The 15,848-nt window shown below is 60.8% G+C and carries 16 protein-coding genes; 11 read left to right on the top strand and 5 right to left on the bottom strand.

Annotated features, from left to right (window positions below; genetic code table 11):
* Positions 1-203: 203 nt before the first annotated feature.
* The 11 genes from VB672_RS14700 to VB672_RS14750 all read left to right on the top strand — a co-directional run bounded on the left by VB672_RS14700 (position 204) and on the right by VB672_RS14750 (position 11,110).
* A complete protein-coding gene (locus VB672_RS14700) occupies positions 204-1,199 on the top strand; it encodes a sialic acid TRAP transporter substrate-binding protein SiaP (RefSeq protein ID WP_442932048.1) in 996 nt (331 codons plus the stop codon).
* Positions 1,200-1,312: 113 nt separating this feature from the next.
* On the top strand, positions 1,313-1,897 hold the full coding sequence (locus VB672_RS14705; protein ID WP_329784947.1) for a TRAP transporter small permease: 585 nt from the start codon (positions 1,313-1,315) through the stop codon (positions 1,895-1,897).
* Positions 1,897-3,303 (top strand): TRAP transporter large permease, encoded by a 1,407-nt coding sequence (locus VB672_RS14710; RefSeq protein WP_329784948.1) that lies wholly within the window; start codon positions 1,897-1,899, stop codon positions 3,301-3,303. Before VB672_RS14705 ends, VB672_RS14710 begins: the two co-directional genes overlap by 1 nt.
* 43 nt (positions 3,304-3,346) lie before the next feature.
* On the top strand, positions 3,347-4,864 hold the full coding sequence (locus VB672_RS14715; RefSeq protein ID WP_329784949.1) for a UxaA family hydrolase: 1,518 nt from the start codon (positions 3,347-3,349) through the stop codon (positions 4,862-4,864).
* A 782-nt stretch (positions 4,865-5,646) separates the two neighbouring features.
* Positions 5,647-6,105 (top strand): Tat pathway signal protein, encoded by a 459-nt coding sequence (locus VB672_RS14720; RefSeq protein ID WP_329784950.1) that lies wholly within the window; start codon positions 5,647-5,649, stop codon positions 6,103-6,105.
* A 9-nt stretch (positions 6,106-6,114) separates the two neighbouring features.
* Positions 6,115-6,801, top strand: a complete 687-nt coding sequence (locus VB672_RS14725; RefSeq protein WP_329784951.1) for a MotA/TolQ/ExbB proton channel family protein — start codon at positions 6,115-6,117, stop codon at positions 6,799-6,801.
* Positions 6,801-7,247, top strand: a complete 447-nt coding sequence (gene tolR, locus VB672_RS14730; protein WP_329784952.1) for a protein TolR — start codon at positions 6,801-6,803, stop codon at positions 7,245-7,247. The genes VB672_RS14725 and tolR overlap by 1 nt, the downstream gene beginning before the upstream one ends.
* Before the next feature lie 100 nt (positions 7,248-7,347).
* Positions 7,348-8,178, top strand: coding sequence for an energy transducer TonB family protein (locus VB672_RS14735; RefSeq protein ID WP_329784953.1), 831 nt, complete (start codon positions 7,348-7,350; stop codon positions 8,176-8,178).
* A 129-nt stretch (positions 8,179-8,307) separates the two neighbouring features.
* Complete coding sequence (locus tag VB672_RS14740) at positions 8,308-9,264, top strand: MBL fold metallo-hydrolase (protein WP_329784954.1); 957 nt, start codon at positions 8,308-8,310, stop codon at positions 9,262-9,264.
* 26 nt (positions 9,265-9,290) lie between these two features.
* Positions 9,291-10,895: an FAD-dependent oxidoreductase gene (locus tag VB672_RS14745; protein ID WP_329784955.1), complete on the top strand. Its 1,605-nt coding sequence runs from the start codon at positions 9,291-9,293 to the stop codon at positions 10,893-10,895.
* Positions 10,892-11,110 carry a DUF2783 domain-containing protein gene (locus tag VB672_RS14750; protein WP_329784956.1) on the top strand — a complete coding sequence of 73 codons (219 nt, stop codon included), beginning with the start codon at positions 10,892-10,894 and terminating at the stop codon, positions 11,108-11,110. Before VB672_RS14745 ends, VB672_RS14750 begins: the two co-directional genes overlap by 4 nt.
* Here VB672_RS14750 and VB672_RS14755 read toward each other — a convergent pair whose 3' ends face one another.
* The 5 genes from VB672_RS14755 to VB672_RS14775 all read right to left on the bottom strand — a co-directional run bounded on the left by VB672_RS14755 (position 11,111) and on the right by VB672_RS14775 (position 15,607).
* Positions 11,111-11,815 (bottom strand): ABC transporter ATP-binding protein, encoded by a 705-nt coding sequence (locus VB672_RS14755; protein ID WP_329784957.1) that lies wholly within the window; start codon positions 11,813-11,815, stop codon positions 11,111-11,113.
* Positions 11,808-12,590: an ABC transporter ATP-binding protein gene (locus VB672_RS14760; RefSeq protein WP_329784958.1), complete on the bottom strand. Its 783-nt coding sequence runs from the start codon at positions 12,588-12,590 to the stop codon at positions 11,808-11,810. Before VB672_RS14760 ends, VB672_RS14755 begins: the two co-directional genes overlap by 8 nt.
* Entirely contained in the window at positions 12,587-13,534 is a 948-nt protein-coding gene (locus VB672_RS14765; RefSeq protein ID WP_329784959.1) for a branched-chain amino acid ABC transporter permease, read from the bottom strand. Before VB672_RS14765 ends, VB672_RS14760 begins: the two co-directional genes overlap by 4 nt.
* A gap of 2 nt (positions 13,535-13,536) precedes the next feature.
* Positions 13,537-14,409, bottom strand: coding sequence for a branched-chain amino acid ABC transporter permease (locus tag VB672_RS14770; protein WP_329784960.1), 873 nt, complete (start codon positions 14,407-14,409; stop codon positions 13,537-13,539).
* A gap of 76 nt (positions 14,410-14,485) precedes the next feature.
* Positions 14,486-15,607, bottom strand: coding sequence for an ABC transporter substrate-binding protein (locus VB672_RS14775; protein ID WP_329785098.1), 1,122 nt, complete (start codon positions 15,605-15,607; stop codon positions 14,486-14,488).
* Between the last annotated feature and the right edge of the window lie 241 nt (positions 15,608-15,848).

The following is a 15,848-nucleotide window of genomic DNA, read 5'->3' on the forward strand; positions in this document are numbered from 1 at the left end:
CTCCGTCGTATGCCCTCGTGCTCCCCGCTCTAGAGGAACAAGGAAATCATATCTTTTTCTCTTGTCGAGCGCGTCCATTAGCCTAACATGTTAGCCGAACCGATGAGCGAACGCTATTAGCTTGTCGGGTTCCCTTTCCGCGAGCAGAGCCGCTCGTCACCATTTTCGACCGGCCGCAGAGCCGGCTTTTCGGAGGAACGCCTATGCCATTTCCGACCCGCCGCCTAGCGTTCGGCTTCATTGCAGCCGCAACGGCTATGCTTCCAGCTCTGCCCGCTAATGCCCAGACGAAGCTCAAATGGGCACACGTCTATGAAACCTCTGAGCCATTCCATACCCAATCCGTGTGGGCGGCACAGGAAATCGCCAAGCGGACCAATAACCGCTACCAAATCGACGTCTATCCGGCGTCGCAGCTCGGCAAGGAAAGCGATATCAATCAGGGCCTGTCGCTCGGCACGGTCGACATGATCATCTCCGGTCCAAGCTTTGCTGCACGCAGCTATCCGCCAATCGGCATCGGCTACTATCCCTATATCTTCCGCGACTCCGCCCATCTGCTTGCCTTTGCGAAGAGCGACGTTTTCAAGGAGCTCAGCGCCGGCTACAGCGACAAGACCGGGCACCAGATGGTTGCCCTCACCTACTATGGGGTGCGCCACAGTTCCACGAACAAGGCTTTCAAGACCTGCGCTGAAATGAAGGGTCTCAAGATTCGCGTGCCAGACGCTCCAGCCTATTTGGCAATGCCGCGCTCCTGCGGCGCCAACACCTCGCCGATTGCGTTCGCAGAAGTCTATCTGGCGCTTCAGAACGGCACCGTCGATGCGCAGGAGAATCCTCTGACGACGATCGAGGCGAAGAAATTCTACGAGGTCCAGAAGCATATCGTGCTCACCGGCCACATCGTCGACCACCTTGCAACGATCATCTCCAAGCAGCTCTGGGCCAAACTTTCGGACGACGATAAGAAGACCTTCGCTGCTGTCGCCCAGGAGGCTGCAGTCCGTGCCTCAGGAGAGATCCAGGCGAAGGAGAAGGAGTTGATCGAGACCTTCAAGCAGAAGGGCTTGACAGTTACAGAGATCAACAAGGACGACTTCAAGGAAGCGGTGATGAAGAACGTTACTCTGGAATCTTTGGGTTATCGGAAGGCGGACTATGACAAGATCCAGGCGCTGAAGTCGGAAGGTCTCTGATTCCCTGCAAGGGCCGCCAACCGGCGGCCCACCTCTCTCTTTGCTCTAAAGTCCCTACGGCGTACCGCGTTCAGGAACTGCTCCAGGCCTCCAGGAATGAGGGTTAACGAGACATGACGACCGAGGTCCACACCCAGGTCAGTGCCGAAGAATTGGCGCAGACCTTTGATGAAAGCGAGCACGCATCAGTCGAACTTTCGGGCTATGCCTTTGAGGATTGGTTATCCTTAGCCCTGTTCTGGGCAATGACGCTCGCAGTCTTCGTGCAGTTTTTCACACGCTACGTTCTGAACGACTCCTTCGCCTGGACGGAGGAAATTGCAACCAACCTCCTTGTCGCCCTCGTTTTCATCGGGTCGTCCATGTGCGTGCGCATGAGCCGCCACATTCAGGTCGACTTTCTCTATCGCTATCTTTCTCCCGGCCTCGGTCGCGTGCTGGCGACTGCGATCGATATCATCCGTCTCGCGTTCTTTGCCTACGGTGCGATTCTCATCTGGCGCTTCATGAGCATCGTCGGAGACGAGCAAATGACGACCATCGCACTGCCGAAGAACCTCAGCTACGGGTTCGTCTTCATCGGCTTTGTCCTGATGTGCTTCCGCTCCGTTCAAGTCGCTGTCGCCAACTGGCGTCGTGGCTACTCCGTACTCGAGCGGCCCGAAGAATTCGATGCACCCTTAGTGGCAGAAACCTAATGCTTGTCCTGATTGGTTCTTTCCTTGTTCTGATGATCCTCGGCCTGCCGGTGGCCCTGTCGATGGCGGTCGCCTCCCTGCTCTACATCCTCGCCAGCGGCACAGTGCCCGATGTCATTGTTGCGCAACGCATGATCGCTGGCGTCGAGAGCTTTCCACTCCTTGCGGTCCCATTCTTCATCCTCGCCGGCAACCTCATGAACATCGCCGGCGTCACAGGTCGCATCTATTCGTTTGCGGTCGCCCTCGTTGGGTGGATGAAGGGCGGACTCGGCCAAGTGAACATCGTCGGCTCAGTGATCTTTTCAGGCATGTCAGGCACAGCTATCGCGGATGCTGCGGGCCTCGGGACGATCGAGATCAAGGCCATGAAGGATCATGGCTATTCGACCGAGTTCGCCGTTGGCGTAACGGCGGCGTCCGCAACCCTCGGGCCGATCATCCCGCCCTCCCTGCCGTTCGTGATCTATGGAATGATGGCGAACGTCTCCATTGGGGCCCTCTTCCTGGGTGGCCTGATCCCCGGCATCGTGATGACGCTCCTGATGATGGGGACCGTGGCCTACTTCGCCTATAAGAACGGCTGGGGTGCGGATACCCCCTTCTCATGGGCCCAACTCGGCAACGCCACAATCGAAGTTGTCATCGTCCTTGCGTTTCCCGTTGTCGTCTGGCTGATGATTCAAGCGGGGCTATCACCGAACGTTGCTATCGGCATAGCACTGGCCGTGCTACTTGCCCTCGATTGGTACTTCGATTTCTCGGCCGTGATGGCGCTGATGGCACCCGTCATTCTGATCGGCGGCATGACCCTCGGCCTCTTTACACCGACCGAGGCGGCTGTCGCGGCGGTCATCTGGTCTCTCTTCTTAGGCCTTGTTCGCTACCGCTCCATGACGTTCAGAAGTCTGGCCAAGGCAACTTTCGATACCATCGAGACGACGGCATCGGTTCTGTTCATCGTAACGGCAGCGTCGATCTTCGCATGGCTCCTGACGGTCAGCCAAGCTGCTCAGATCCTCTCGGATGCGATCCTTGGCTTCACGCAGAATAAATGGGTGTTCCTGCTGCTGGCCAACATCCTCATCCTGTTCGTCGGCTGTTTCATCGACACCATCGCAGCCATCACGATTCTTGTACCGATCCTGCTGCCGATCGTGCTCAAGCTTGGCATCGATCCGATCCACTTCGGACTCATCATGACGCTCAATTTGATGATCGGCTTGCTTCACCCTCCTCTCGGCATGGTCCTCTTCGTCTTGGCAAGAGTCTCCAGACTGTCCGTCGAGCGCACCACGGTGGCGATTCTTCCTTGGCTCGTGCCCTTGATGCTCGCCCTTATCGCAATCACCTATATTCCCGAACTAACTCTCTGGCTCCCACAGAAGATGGGATTGGGACGATAATGAACTGCCCGATAGGCATTTATAACCACTTGCTGAGATACTCATGAGCACTCCGCGCACCATCCGCCTCTCTCCCGATGACAATGTGGTCATCGCCATCGACCTTGTGAACCAGGGCGCGAGCGCAGCTGGATTGACGGCTCGCGAGCGCATCCTGCGCGGTCACAAGATGGCGGCAGAGCCGATCCGCGAAGGCGAGCCGATCCGGAAATTCGGTCAGATCATCGGCTTTGCCAAAACCCATATTGCGCCTGGCGAATGGGTGCATGAGCACAATGTCGGCTTGCACGACTTCGAACGTGATTACGCCTTCAGCACCGATGCGCGAGAGGACGATCTTCTCCCGCCGGAGATGCGCGCCACTTTCCAGGGATATCGCCGCGCGCCGGGCCGGACAGGCACCCGCAACTACATCGGCATCCTGACATCGGTGAATTGTTCGGCCTCGGTCGCACGTTTCGCTGCCTCCGAAGTGGAGCGCTCCGGTATCCTGCGCGATTACCCCGGTATCGATGGGATCGTTGCAATCGTCCACGGGACCGGATGCGGACACGCGGCCTATGGCGAGGGCTTCGACATCCTGCGGCGTACGCAATGGGGTTACGCCAGCCATCCCAACTTCGCCGGTGTCGTCATGGTGGGTCTCGGTTGCGAGGTGTTTCAGATCGGCCGGATGAAGCAGGAATACAACCTCACGGAAAACGAGATATTCCGCACGCTCACTATTCAGGAAACAGGCGGCACAAGGCGAACCGTGCAGGCGATCGTCGAGGCAGTGAAGGACATGCTCCCGATTGCTGCCAAGGCTCAAAGGGAAACGCGTCCCGCATCGGAACTGGTTCTCGCCCTCCAGTGTGGCGGCTCCGACGGCTACTCCGCGCTCACGGCCAATCCTGCGCTTGGTGTCGCGTCCGATCTGCTGGTGCGCCATGGAGGAACCTCGATCCTGTCCGAGACGCCTGAGATTTACGGGGCGGAGCATCTGCTCACCCGGCGTGCTGCCACACGGGAGATCGGTGAGAAGCTCGTTTCGCGGATCAGATGGTGGGAGGATTACACGGCGCGCAACGGCGGCGAGATGAACAACAATCCGTCGCCCGGCAACAAAGCGGGCGGACTGACGACGATCCTTGAAAAATCCTTAGGCGCTGCCGCGAAGGGCGGACGCTCCACGCTTCGCGCCGTCTATGAATATGCCGAACCGGTAAAGGATCGCGGTTTCGTCTACATGGACACGCCAGGCTACGATCCTGTCGCCGCGACAGGCCAGGTTGCCGGCGGCGCAAACCTCATCGCCTTTACGACCGGACGGGGCTCGGCGTTCGGCTGCAAACCCGCGCCGTCCCTGAAGCTCGCTACGAACTCCGATATCTACCGTCGCATGTTGGACGACATGGACATCAATTGCGGCGATATCCTCGACGGCGTCTCTCTCGAGGCGAAAGGGAAAGAGATCTTCGAGACTCTGCTTCGCGTGGCATCCGGGCAGCATACGAAGTCGGAGGATCTCGGTTATGGTGACCTTGAATTCGTTCCCTGGCAGGTCGGCGCGACCATGTGATCGCAACCTGTCATAAGAAAGATATTTCGTTGCAATTAGCTATTCGTGGTTCTCCTGCGACATAGCTTCCTCATGGGAGAGCATTAACCAAACATTAACCATGACGAAGCGATGATTGTCGTGCTGATCCCCGACGCGGATCAACACTCTCCCATAAGCGAGCGGGGCGCGGATGTACCGCCTCGCTTCGCTTTGGGATGCAGTGTCCAAGTGCAGGAAGACGCGAATCCCGCGCGGGAGCGGACTCAGGCCAGTACGTAGAAGGCCGCTCCAAGAGCTGCTATCGCACTGACGAATGCGTAGGGATACCAAGCTGGAAAAGGCTTGTCGTGACCGTTGAAGCTCACGCAGAATCTCCTGGATCGAAAGGCACGTTCCCTCATCCTTGCGCAAAATGGTATTTTCGTGAAATGCGCTCGTGAATTGCCTAGGTTCGATCAAGGACCTCAGTCTGCGAATGAAGCCGAATTACGCTTCGTCGGGCCTCATAGCCGCATATGGAACCCAGGAAAATTACTTTGAAGCTCCTTTAAAGAGGCGAATTCCAGTCCGATCTCAAAGCTATAGCGGCTGTTTTAGAATATCTCTGATCTTCTCCTAAGCCCTTGATCAATCTGATTTCTTTCAGATATCTCATCAGGGTCGCCTACGGGAATTCTCCCGGCATTGGGCATTCGATTGATCTGCCGAAGACACGTGCGCTCAGCCCTTCCGTTGATGGGCTGAGCTGGACATCACGTCGGGCAGTCGCTCGCCATCATAAGGAGAACGAGTTCATGGGCATGAGCACCTGGAATGAGCCTGGCTTTGCAGCCGGCATCGTCGCCTGCTTGGCCCTTCTCCTGCCCTTCAGCGGGACTTCCCTTGCTCAAGACGGTACATCGCCTTCAAACTCCTTGCGGATTGAACTGAACAAGATCGAGGCGTCGGGAGAAAGCTGCCGGACCTATTTTCTCATCGACAATCAGAAGGGCGAGACCTGGAAATCCTTGAAGCTCGATCTGTTTGCTCTCGACACCGATGGCGTGGCGGCAAAAAGGCTCGCCGTCGAAGTCGGTCCGGTGCCACGCCGCAAGACCCTCATCAAGCTTTTCGATTTCCCTGGGCTGAACTGCTCCCGCTTTGGACGAGTTCTCCTCAACGATGTCCTGACCTGCGAAGGCTCTACCACTTCGCGGGAGGATTGCCTGTCCGGCATTGAGACGGCCTCGAAGATCGACACCGTATCCTTCGTGAAGTGAGATTGAATCATGAACGAGATCATGCCCGCAGCAACGCATGACATGTCCTTCCTCGGTCTGTTTCTCCAAGCCGATCCGATCGTCAAGGGCGTCATGATCCTGCTTGTCCTGGCGTCTCTCGGCTGCTGGACCATCATCTTCGAGAAGCTTCTGCGCTTCAGAAGCATCCGTCGCCAAGCCCGCGCCTTCGAAGCGGCGGCCCGTTCGGGGGACAAGCTTCATCCGCAGATGCCCGGTGCGACAGGCCGGATCGTCGCCGCGGGACACGAGGCCTGGCGCGATCAGGACGTCTCCGAGAGCCGCGCGGAGCGGCGGGAGCGCATTGAGCGGGCCATGCGGGCCGCTCTGTCCGTCGACATGCGCCAGCTTCAGATCGGACTGCCTTTTCTGGCAACCATCGGATCGGCGGCGCCCTTCATCGGCCTGTTCGGCACGGTCTGGGGCATCATGAACTCCTTCTCCGCCATCGCTGCGAGCCAGGATACGAGCCTCTCCGTTGTGGCACCTGGCATTGCTGAGGCCTTGTTCGCAACTGCCATCGGTCTCGTGGCCGCCATTCCGGCCGTAATGGCCTACAACAAGCTGACGACCGATCTCGGACGTTTGCAGCAATCCTTTGCTGCCGGCATCACGGCTCTCGGCGATCGCCTGGCCCGTGACCGCAAGCCCCACGTCCGAGCAGAGGCTGCCGAATAATGGGTATGGGGCCAATCCGGACGCAGGACACGGACGACGAGTTCGGCGCTGCGCCACTCTCCGAGATCAACGTTACGCCGCTCGTGGACGTGATGCTCGTCCTGTTGATCATCTTCATGGTGGCGGCACCACTGATGACCGTCGGCGTGCCCGTCCAGTTGCCGAAGACGGCGGCACCGAAAGTGTCGCAGCCGAAGCGGCCGGTCGTGGTCACCATCGACGCGCAGGGTCAGCCCTTCCTCGACAAGGAACCCCTTGCCGCCGAGACCATGATGTCGCGCTTGCGACAACTCGCGAGCGCAGATCCAAGCCAGGTCGTGCTTGTGCGCGGCGACAAGGCCGTGCCGTACGGTCGCATCATCGAGATCATGGGCCAGATCAACACCGCAGGCTTCCAAAAGGTCTCCCTGATCGCGCAAGCCCCGAGCGGCACGCCGGCTCAGTAGGATCTGCAGCAAATTCATGTCCGTTCAAACTCTCAGACCCACGCAGGAGCCGAGCCGGCTTGGTGTCGCCTTCCTCACGGCACTCCTTCTGCATGGGACGGTGCTGACGGCCGTGAGCTTCTGGCCGTCCGATGCGGAGGACCCACCCGGCGAACAGGAGATCACCATCGATCTCGCGCCCGCCACGGAGGAGGTCGTGTCGGTGGCAGCTGCGGAGATGTCCGCCCAGGCAGCACCGCCCGTCGAAGAAGTCCAACCGACCGAACCGGACACGGTTGAGCCTTCATCCCCGGAGGAAGTCGTCCAAGACCGGCCCCAAGATGTGGCCGAAGCATCCAAACCCGAGCCGGTGACGGAAGCAGTCACTGTGGAAGCGCTGCCCGCTCAACCGGAAGCCGAGGCGGAAGCTGTCGTCGCGCTGCCGCCCCCCGAAGCGGTGGTCGCAAAGCCCCTGGAGGAAAAACCGGCACCGAAGCCTGAACCTAAACCAGAGAAGAAGCCCCCACCGAAGCTGGTCGAGCGGAAGCCCCCTCCTCGTCGAACCGTCGCCCAGCAGCCGCAACCTCCATCGGAAGCGCGTCAGGGACAGGTTTCAGCCTCGCGCGAAAACATGAGCGGTTCGGCAGCCTCAGCCGATCCGGATGCTATGAGGCGTTACAGGGCAACGCTTTATGCTGCAGTGAAGAACCGTCTGCGCTATCCGCCAACGGCGGAGAGGCAAGGGATTTCCGGTACTGCGGAGGTACGGTTCACGCTGGACCGTTCAGGGCAAATCATCAGTGCCTCTCTGGTGCGCAGTTCTGGCAATCCTTTATTGGATCAGGCTGCGCTGGCGACGGTGCGCCCCGGCTCATCTCTCCCGGCAGCGCCGGCTTCCGTGCCACAGTCGCAATTCACGGTCAGTGCACCCCTACGCTTCGATCAGCGTTAAGTCCTTCTTGTCGCCGCGAACTTGACGGTCGCAGGATCACGATTACCCTGTTCTCAACACACCGGCCTTTTGAATTGCGGCCTGTGCAGGCCTGCAGATGGGCCACCAATAACGACAGGGAGGATCGCCATGGCCGAGAAGGCTTTCGCCTCGACAGGAGACACCAGCGCTAAGACGGTGTCGTTTACCAGGATCGGCCCGGATCTCTATGCCTACACGGCCGAGGGTGATCCAAATTCCGGCATCATCGTCGGCGACGACGGCTGCATGGTCATCGATGCGCAGGCCACACCCGCCATGGCCGAGGACGTGATAGCCCGCGTACGTACGGTAACCGACAAGCCCATCAAATACGTTGTGCTCTCCCATTATCACGCCGTACGGGTGCTTGGCGCGTCCGCTTACAACGCGCAGGGCATCATCGCCTCCACTACCACCTTTGACCTCATCATCGAGCGCGGCGAGCAGGACAAGGCATCCGAGATCGGCCGCTTCCCGCGCTTGTTCCGCGGCGAGAGCAGCATCCCGCCCGGCCTGACCTGGCCGACGCTGACCTTCGAGAGCGGGATGTCGGTATTCTTGGGCAAGCGCGAGATCAAGCTGTTCCATCTCGGGGCCGGCCACACGGCGGGCGACATCGTCGCCTGGGTGCCGGATGCCGAGGTGATGTTCACCGGCGATCTGGTTGAATATCACTCTGCTTGCTATTGCGGCGACGCTTACCTGCGCGAATGGCCACAGACACTCGATGCCATTCTCGACTTCCAGCCCAAGGCGATTGCGCCGGGGCGCGGCGATGCGCTGCAGGGAGAGCAGGCGGCGCGCGAGGCGGTGGCGATGACGCGGGACTTCGTCAGCACGCTCTACGGTGCCGCCGAGCTATCAGCGGCGCGGGGACGCTCTTTGAAGGAAACCTTTGCTGCGACCCGGAACGTCATGGATCCGAAGTTCGGCGACTTCGCGATCTACGAGCACTGCCTGCCGTTCAACGTCTCGCGCGCCTTCGACGAGGCCTCCGGGATCGATCATCCCGTGATCTGGACCGCCGAGCGCGACCGCGAGATGTGGGCCGCCCTGCAAGGGTGACATCAAGCGATGGGGCGGGAGGCGCCATGAACAGCCGCAAGATCCTCTACCAGTTCGGCTACCGCCGCAGCCCGGACCAGGATCAACTCTCTCCGGTCCGCCGCCCCGTCATCGTCATCGGTGCGGGGCCCGTCGGGCTGTGCACCGCCATCGATCTGGCGCAGCGCGGCGTCCCTGTGGTGCTCCTCGACGATGCGGACCGGATCGGAGAAGGATCGCGCGGCATTTGCTATGCCAAGCGCACCCTTGAAATCCTGGACCGGCTCGGCGTCGCCAAAGCCTGTCTCGAGAAAGGCGTGACCTGGAAGCTCGGCAAGGTCTTCCAGCGCGACGATCAGCTCTACGCTTTCGACCTTCTGCCCGAGGACGGGCACAAGATGCCGGCCTTCATCAACCTTCAGCAATATTATCTGGAGCATGCGCTCGTGGAGCGTGCCGCCCAACTGCCTAATCTCGACATCCGCTGGCGCAACAGGGTGAGTGGTCTCAAGCGTCGCAATGACGGGGTATCGCTTGCCGTTGAGACACCCGAAGGATCCTACAATGTGGACGCCGATTGGGTCGTGGCGGCAGACGGTGCCCGTTCTGCCTTACGCGGGATGCTCGGGCTCGACTTCAAAGGCGAAGTCTTTGAAGATCGCTTTCTCATTGCGGACGTCAAGATGAAAGGCGATTTTCCGCCAGAGCGCTGGTTTTGGTTCGATCCGCCCTTCCACGATGGACGCTCTGCCCTTCTTCACAAGCAACCTGACGATGTCTGGCGCATCGACCTGCAGCTTGGCCCCGATGCGGATGCAAAGGCGGAGCAATCGCCCGATCATGTGATTCCCCGGCTGCGCCAGATGCTGGGGCATGATGCCTTCAGCCTCGAATGGGTTTCAGTCTATACATTCCAGTGCCGACGTCTGGAGCGTTTCGTCCATGGCCGCGTGGTCTTTGCGGGCGACTCCGCTCACCAGGTTTCTCCCTTTGGCGCACGCGGTGCGAATTCCGGCATTCAGGACGCGGACAATCTTGCCTGGAAGCTTGCGCTCGTCCTCCTGGGCGAAGCATCCGAGGGCCTGATCGATACCTATGACATCGAGCGCTCGGCAGCCGCGGACGAGAATATCGGTCATTCGACCCGCTCGACGGACTTCATCGCTCCGCGCTCGGCGCAGGAGCAACGCTTCCGTGACGCAGTTCTTGCTCTCGCCCGCAAAGCCCCGTTTGCCAAGCGCATGGTGAATTCCGGCCGCCTGTCGATGCCCACGACCTATGAGACGCCTCTGTCGACGCCGGATGGGGACACCTGGTCCGGCTCTGCGCATCTCGGTGCGCCTCTGCCCGATGCTCCGATGCTGAGCCGCAGCGGCCAGCCGATTTGGCTGCTCGAAGCGCTCGGTGGCGAGGAGACCATCATTCACGTGCCTAACGGAGACACATTACCAAACGGCAAGCGCATCGTGGTCATCGGCGATGACCTGATCGATGTGCAAGGCCTCTTCGCCCAGCGCTTCGACGCTACACCGGGCAGCACCTATCTGGTCCGACCAGACCAGCATCTTGCCGCACGCTGGCGTCACGCGACGCCGCCGCAGATCGAACGAGCCTCCCGCCGCCTGAGGGATTTTGAGGGAGATCGCGCATGACCGCCCTGATGACCGAGAGCCGTTTTCCGGATCCGGATCGTGCCTATCGCGTTCTGATCGAGGCTCATCGGGGGCTGTCGGACGAAGAGAGCGCTGCGCTCAACTCCGCCCTCGTGCTGATCCTCGCCAATCACATCGGCAATCAAGCCGTGCTTCAGGAGGCTCTCGCCCTTGCCAGGCAGACCATGGAACGGACACAAGACGCGACTGGCTGACTATTCGATGCCGAGATAGGCTGCCTTGACCTGAGGATCGGCGAGGAGAGCCGAACCCGCTCCACTGTAGGCGACTTTGCCGGTTTCAAGCACATAGCCCCGATCTGCAATCGCCAAAGCGGCGCTGGCATTCTGCTCGACGAGAAGTACCGTGATACCGTCCTTCTTGAGCGACACGATGGCATCGAGAATCTGGTCGACCAGAAGCGGCGACAGGCCGAGTGACGGCTCATCCAGCAGCAAAAGCTTGGGACGTCCCATGAGAGCGCGGCCGATCGCCAGCATCTGCTGCTGACCACCCGACAAGCCGCCCGCGAGAAGATTCCGCTTCTCGGCCAGAATCGGGAACATCGCATAGACGCGGTCGCGATCATCGTCGATCTCCTTGTCGCGGCGGCGGTAGGCACCAAGCCGCAGGTTGTCCTCGACGGTCAGGGGGCCGAACACCTGCCGGCCTTCCGGCGATTGCGTAATGCCCAGGCCCACCCTCTGATGTGGCGGCAGACGGTCGATGCGCTGGCCCTTGAACCGGATCTCGCCGCCGGTGACTGGCTGAACGCCGGAAAGTGCGCGGAGCAGCGTGGTCTTGCCCGCGCCATTCGAGCCGACCAGCGCGACGATCTCGCCAACCTGGACCTCGAGAGTGACGCCCTTTAGCACCTCAATCCGGCCATAGGCGCTGCGCAGGCCTTCGACCTCAAGCACGGGCTGCCTCCCGTGCGCCGTGCTGTCCCAGATAAGCCTCAAGGACCCTTGGATCATCGCGCACCTCCCGCGGCGTTCCCTCGGCCAGCGGCCGCCCCCGCTCGAGCACGAGAATCCTGTCGGAAATCTTCATCACGAGCTTCATGTCGTGCTCGACAAGGACGACTGCAACTCCGCGTTCGGCAACCTGCTTGATCAGGTGATCGATCTCTTCGGTCTCCACCGCATTGCAGCCGGCGGCAGGCTCGTCGAGAAGGAGCACGCGCGGTTCTGCGGCAAGTGCACGGGCGATCTCGAGGCGCTTGCAGGCGCCATAAGGCAACGAGCCTGCAGGGATATCCGCGACGTCCTTCAAGCCCACATCGGCGAGAAGAGCGAGAGACGCCGCCCGCGTCTCACGATTTTGGCGCGTCACGGAAGGAGTGCGGAACAAGGCTGGCAGAAGACGGCACTTCTCCTGGAGATGGCGCCCCACCATCACGTTTTCGCACGCAGTCATACGCTGGAAGATCTGCAGGTTCTGGAAGGTGCGAGACAGCCCGCGCGCGGCCAGCTCGTGGGGTGCAAGTCCGGTCACATCCTCACCGGCAAGATGGATCGATCCACCGCTCGCTGCATACACGCCGGACACAATGTTGAAGAGGGTGGTCTTGCCTGCCCCGTTCGGACCGATGATCGACAGGATCTGCCCAAGACTGACCGAGAAGCTCACGCCGTCAACAGCCTTCACGCCGCCGAAGGAAATCCCGATATCCGTCGCCTTGAGGATGCTCATGAGCGTGCCCTCCGGAGGAGCAGGCTTGAGAGGCTCGGCACGATGCCGTTGCGCATGAAGATCATCGCCACGATGATGATGAGGCCGAGCAGGAGATGCTCATATTCCTGAAAGATCGTCAGGGCCTGCGGAAGCGTCACGAGAACGGCAGCACCGACGATGCTCCCGACGACGGATCCCAGCCCGCCCAGGACCACGATGGTGACGAGTTCCACCGAGTGCAGGAAACCTGCCTGATCCGGATTGATGAAGCCGTTCATGAATGCCAGTGCAGAGCCTGCCAGCGATGCATAGACGGCAGCGATCACGAAGGCCTGCAGCTTGAAGCGTGCCACATCGACGCCGACCACCTGTGCCGCCACCTCGCTGTCGTGCAGCGCGCGGAAGGCTCGCCCGGTCGGCGTCTCGTCGAGATTAAGGGCAATCCAGGTCCCGACGAGCAGAAGCCCGCCGGTCACCCAGTACCATGTATAGGACCCGCTCACCCGCCAACCGAAGAGGGACAACCTCTCGACCGGCATGCCGTCCGGCCCGCCGGTCCAGCGGCTTTCCGTCGTGATGACGAGGGCCACGAGAACGCCGAGACCCAGAGTGGCGATGGCGAGATAATGCCCTTTGAGCCGCAGGATCGGGCGTCCGACCAGATAAGCCAGAGCAGCCGAGAGGACCGCACCGATGAGAAGCGCCGCCCAGGGTGGAATGCCGAGATGCGTCGGCCCGATGGCGACCGCGTAGGCGCCGATGCCGAAAAACGCCGCGTGCCCCAGGCTGACCTGGCCCGCCTGCCCCATGAGAATATTAAGGCCGATGGCGGCGAGCGCCGATACCCATACGAGAGAGGCCACGCGGAAATAGTAGCTCGACGGAAAGAGGAGAGGGAGAACGGCGATCACGACCGCCAGCACGGCGAGCGTAACGAAGCGCTGGTTCAGGAGAGCACGCATTCTCACACCCTCTCCACGACACGGCGTCCGAACAGGCCCTGAGGCGCGGCGAACAGGACGATGAGGATGACCAGGAAGGCGAAGGCATCCTTGTAGGTCGAACTGATGTACCCCGCGCCGAAGGCCTCCAGCAAACCGAGCAGGAGCCCGCCGATCACCGCGCCGACCGGATTGCCCATGCCGCCCAGCATGGCGGCGGCAAAGCCCTTTAGGGCGAGCAGCGTGCCGACATCGTAGCTCGTCAGGGTGATCGGCGTGACCAGGATGCCGGCAATCGCCCCGATGGCTGCGGAGCCGCCGAAGGCCAGCGCCATGATCGTGGTCGTGTTGATCCCGACGAGGCGTGCGGCCAATCGGTTCGCCGCCGTTGCCAGCACGGCTTTGCCGACGAGCGTATGTTCAAGAAAGACATAAAGGGCCAGGACGACAACCGCCGTTCCGCCGAGAACCCAGAAGCTCTGCGGCTGCACGGCGGCGCCCAGCACGTCGACAGGAGTGTCGCCCGTGAATGCGGGGAGCTTGTGAAACTGTTTATCGAAGGCGATCGCCGCAACACCCCGCAAGAGAATCGATGCGCCGATGGTGATGATGATGAGCGTCACGGCCGATGCACCGCGTGCCGGCTCGATGGCGAATCGGTGGAGCAGAAGACCGATCGCGATGGCGGCACAGATGGCAATGAGAGCTGCCAGAGGCAAAGGCATTCCGGCAGCCGACGCGAACACCGTCACCATGCCGCCGAGCATGACAAATTCGCCCTGCGCGAAGTTCACCACGCCTGAGGCGTTGTAGATCAGGGTGAAGCCGAGGGCGACCAGCGCATAAACGGCTCCCACCGTTAGACCGGATATGAGGAACTGGAGGAACTCGGCCATCATGCGGCCCCACGACCTTGAGATTGCCGAACGGAAGGCAATTCGTCAGCCCCCGTCCAATCGTTGCAGCGAGAGATCAGCTTCCGGAGGCCACCAGATTCCAGTCGCCGCCCTTGATCTCGAGCATGCGGAAAGCCGAGAGGTCGAGCCCGAGATGGTCCGTGGGCGACATGTTCACGATACCGCCGGTGCCGACGAAGCCCTTCGTCTTCTCGATCTCGTCGCGGATCTTCTGCGGGTCGGTCGAGTTCGCACGCTTCATGGCCTCGACCAGAATGAAGAGACCGTCATAGGCGTGCCCCCCGAAGGTCGAGACCGGCTGCTTCGTCGCGCTCTCGTAGGCCTGCCTGTACTCCGTCACGACCTTCTTCTGCGGGTCGTTCTCGGGCAGCTTGTCTCCGACGAGAAGCGCCGCGGCCGGCAGGCGAACGCCTTCGGCAGCCGCGCCAGCCAGGTCGATGAAGCTTTTCGAAGCAACACCGTGGCTCTGATAGAACGGGATGTTGGTCATGCCGAGCTGGGCATAGTTGCGGGTCACGATGGCCGGTCCCTGGCCGAAGCCCGGATTAACCACAGCCTGCACGCCGGCCGTGTTCTTGATCTTCGTGAGCTGAGCGGTCATGTCACTGTCGCGTGGGCCGTAGCTTTCATCGGCAACGATCTGCATGCCGTAACTCGGCGCGACCTTGACGCATTGCGCGCGCATGGAAGCTCCAAATCCGTCGGTGCCCGAGATCATGCCGATCTTGGTGAAGTTGCGCTTCTTCAGATCCTCGAAAATCTTCTCGCAGGCCATCTTGTCGGTATGCGGCGTCTTGAAGACGAACTTGCGCACCGGGTCGATCACCTCAATGGCGCCGGCGAGCGAGATGAAGGGGACCTGCGCCTCTTCGAACACGGGTATCATCGCCATGGTGGAGCCGGTGGTCGTTCCCCCCACCATGGCGATCACCTCGTCGTCCTCGATGAGGCGGGTCGCGAAGGTGCGCGCCTTGTTGGCATCTCCGCCGTCATCGTAGATCACGAGCTCGATCTTCTTGCCGGCGACGCCACCGGACGCATTGATCTTGTCGACATAGATCCGCAGCGTCTTGTCTTCAGGTTCTCCCAGGAAGGACGACGGCCCAGTGACCGAGAGAACGGATCCGATCTTGACAGTGCCCTGAGCGAGCGCGCCATGGGAGAGGCCGAGGCACATGGCGCTCGTTACCAATAGTGTCTTGAGAGTTGCCTTCGCGTTCATGGGTTTCCTCCGGGTTTCGTTGTCGTTTGTTGTTCTTGTTGTTGCGCAAGGGATCAGGCTGCCAAGAGCCTGCAGATCATTGCGAGAAAGGCGCCATCGGACAGGTTCGCGCAAAGCTGGCGTTGCTGTGCTCGCGTATTCTGTCGGCCGTCGAAACATGCCATCCCGCTTTGCTCCCTGAAGGGCCGAGTGTTGG

It is taken from the genome of Microvirga sp. CF3016, from assembly GCF_036314085.1.
GTDB lineage: Bacteria > Pseudomonadota > Alphaproteobacteria > Rhizobiales > Beijerinckiaceae > Microvirga.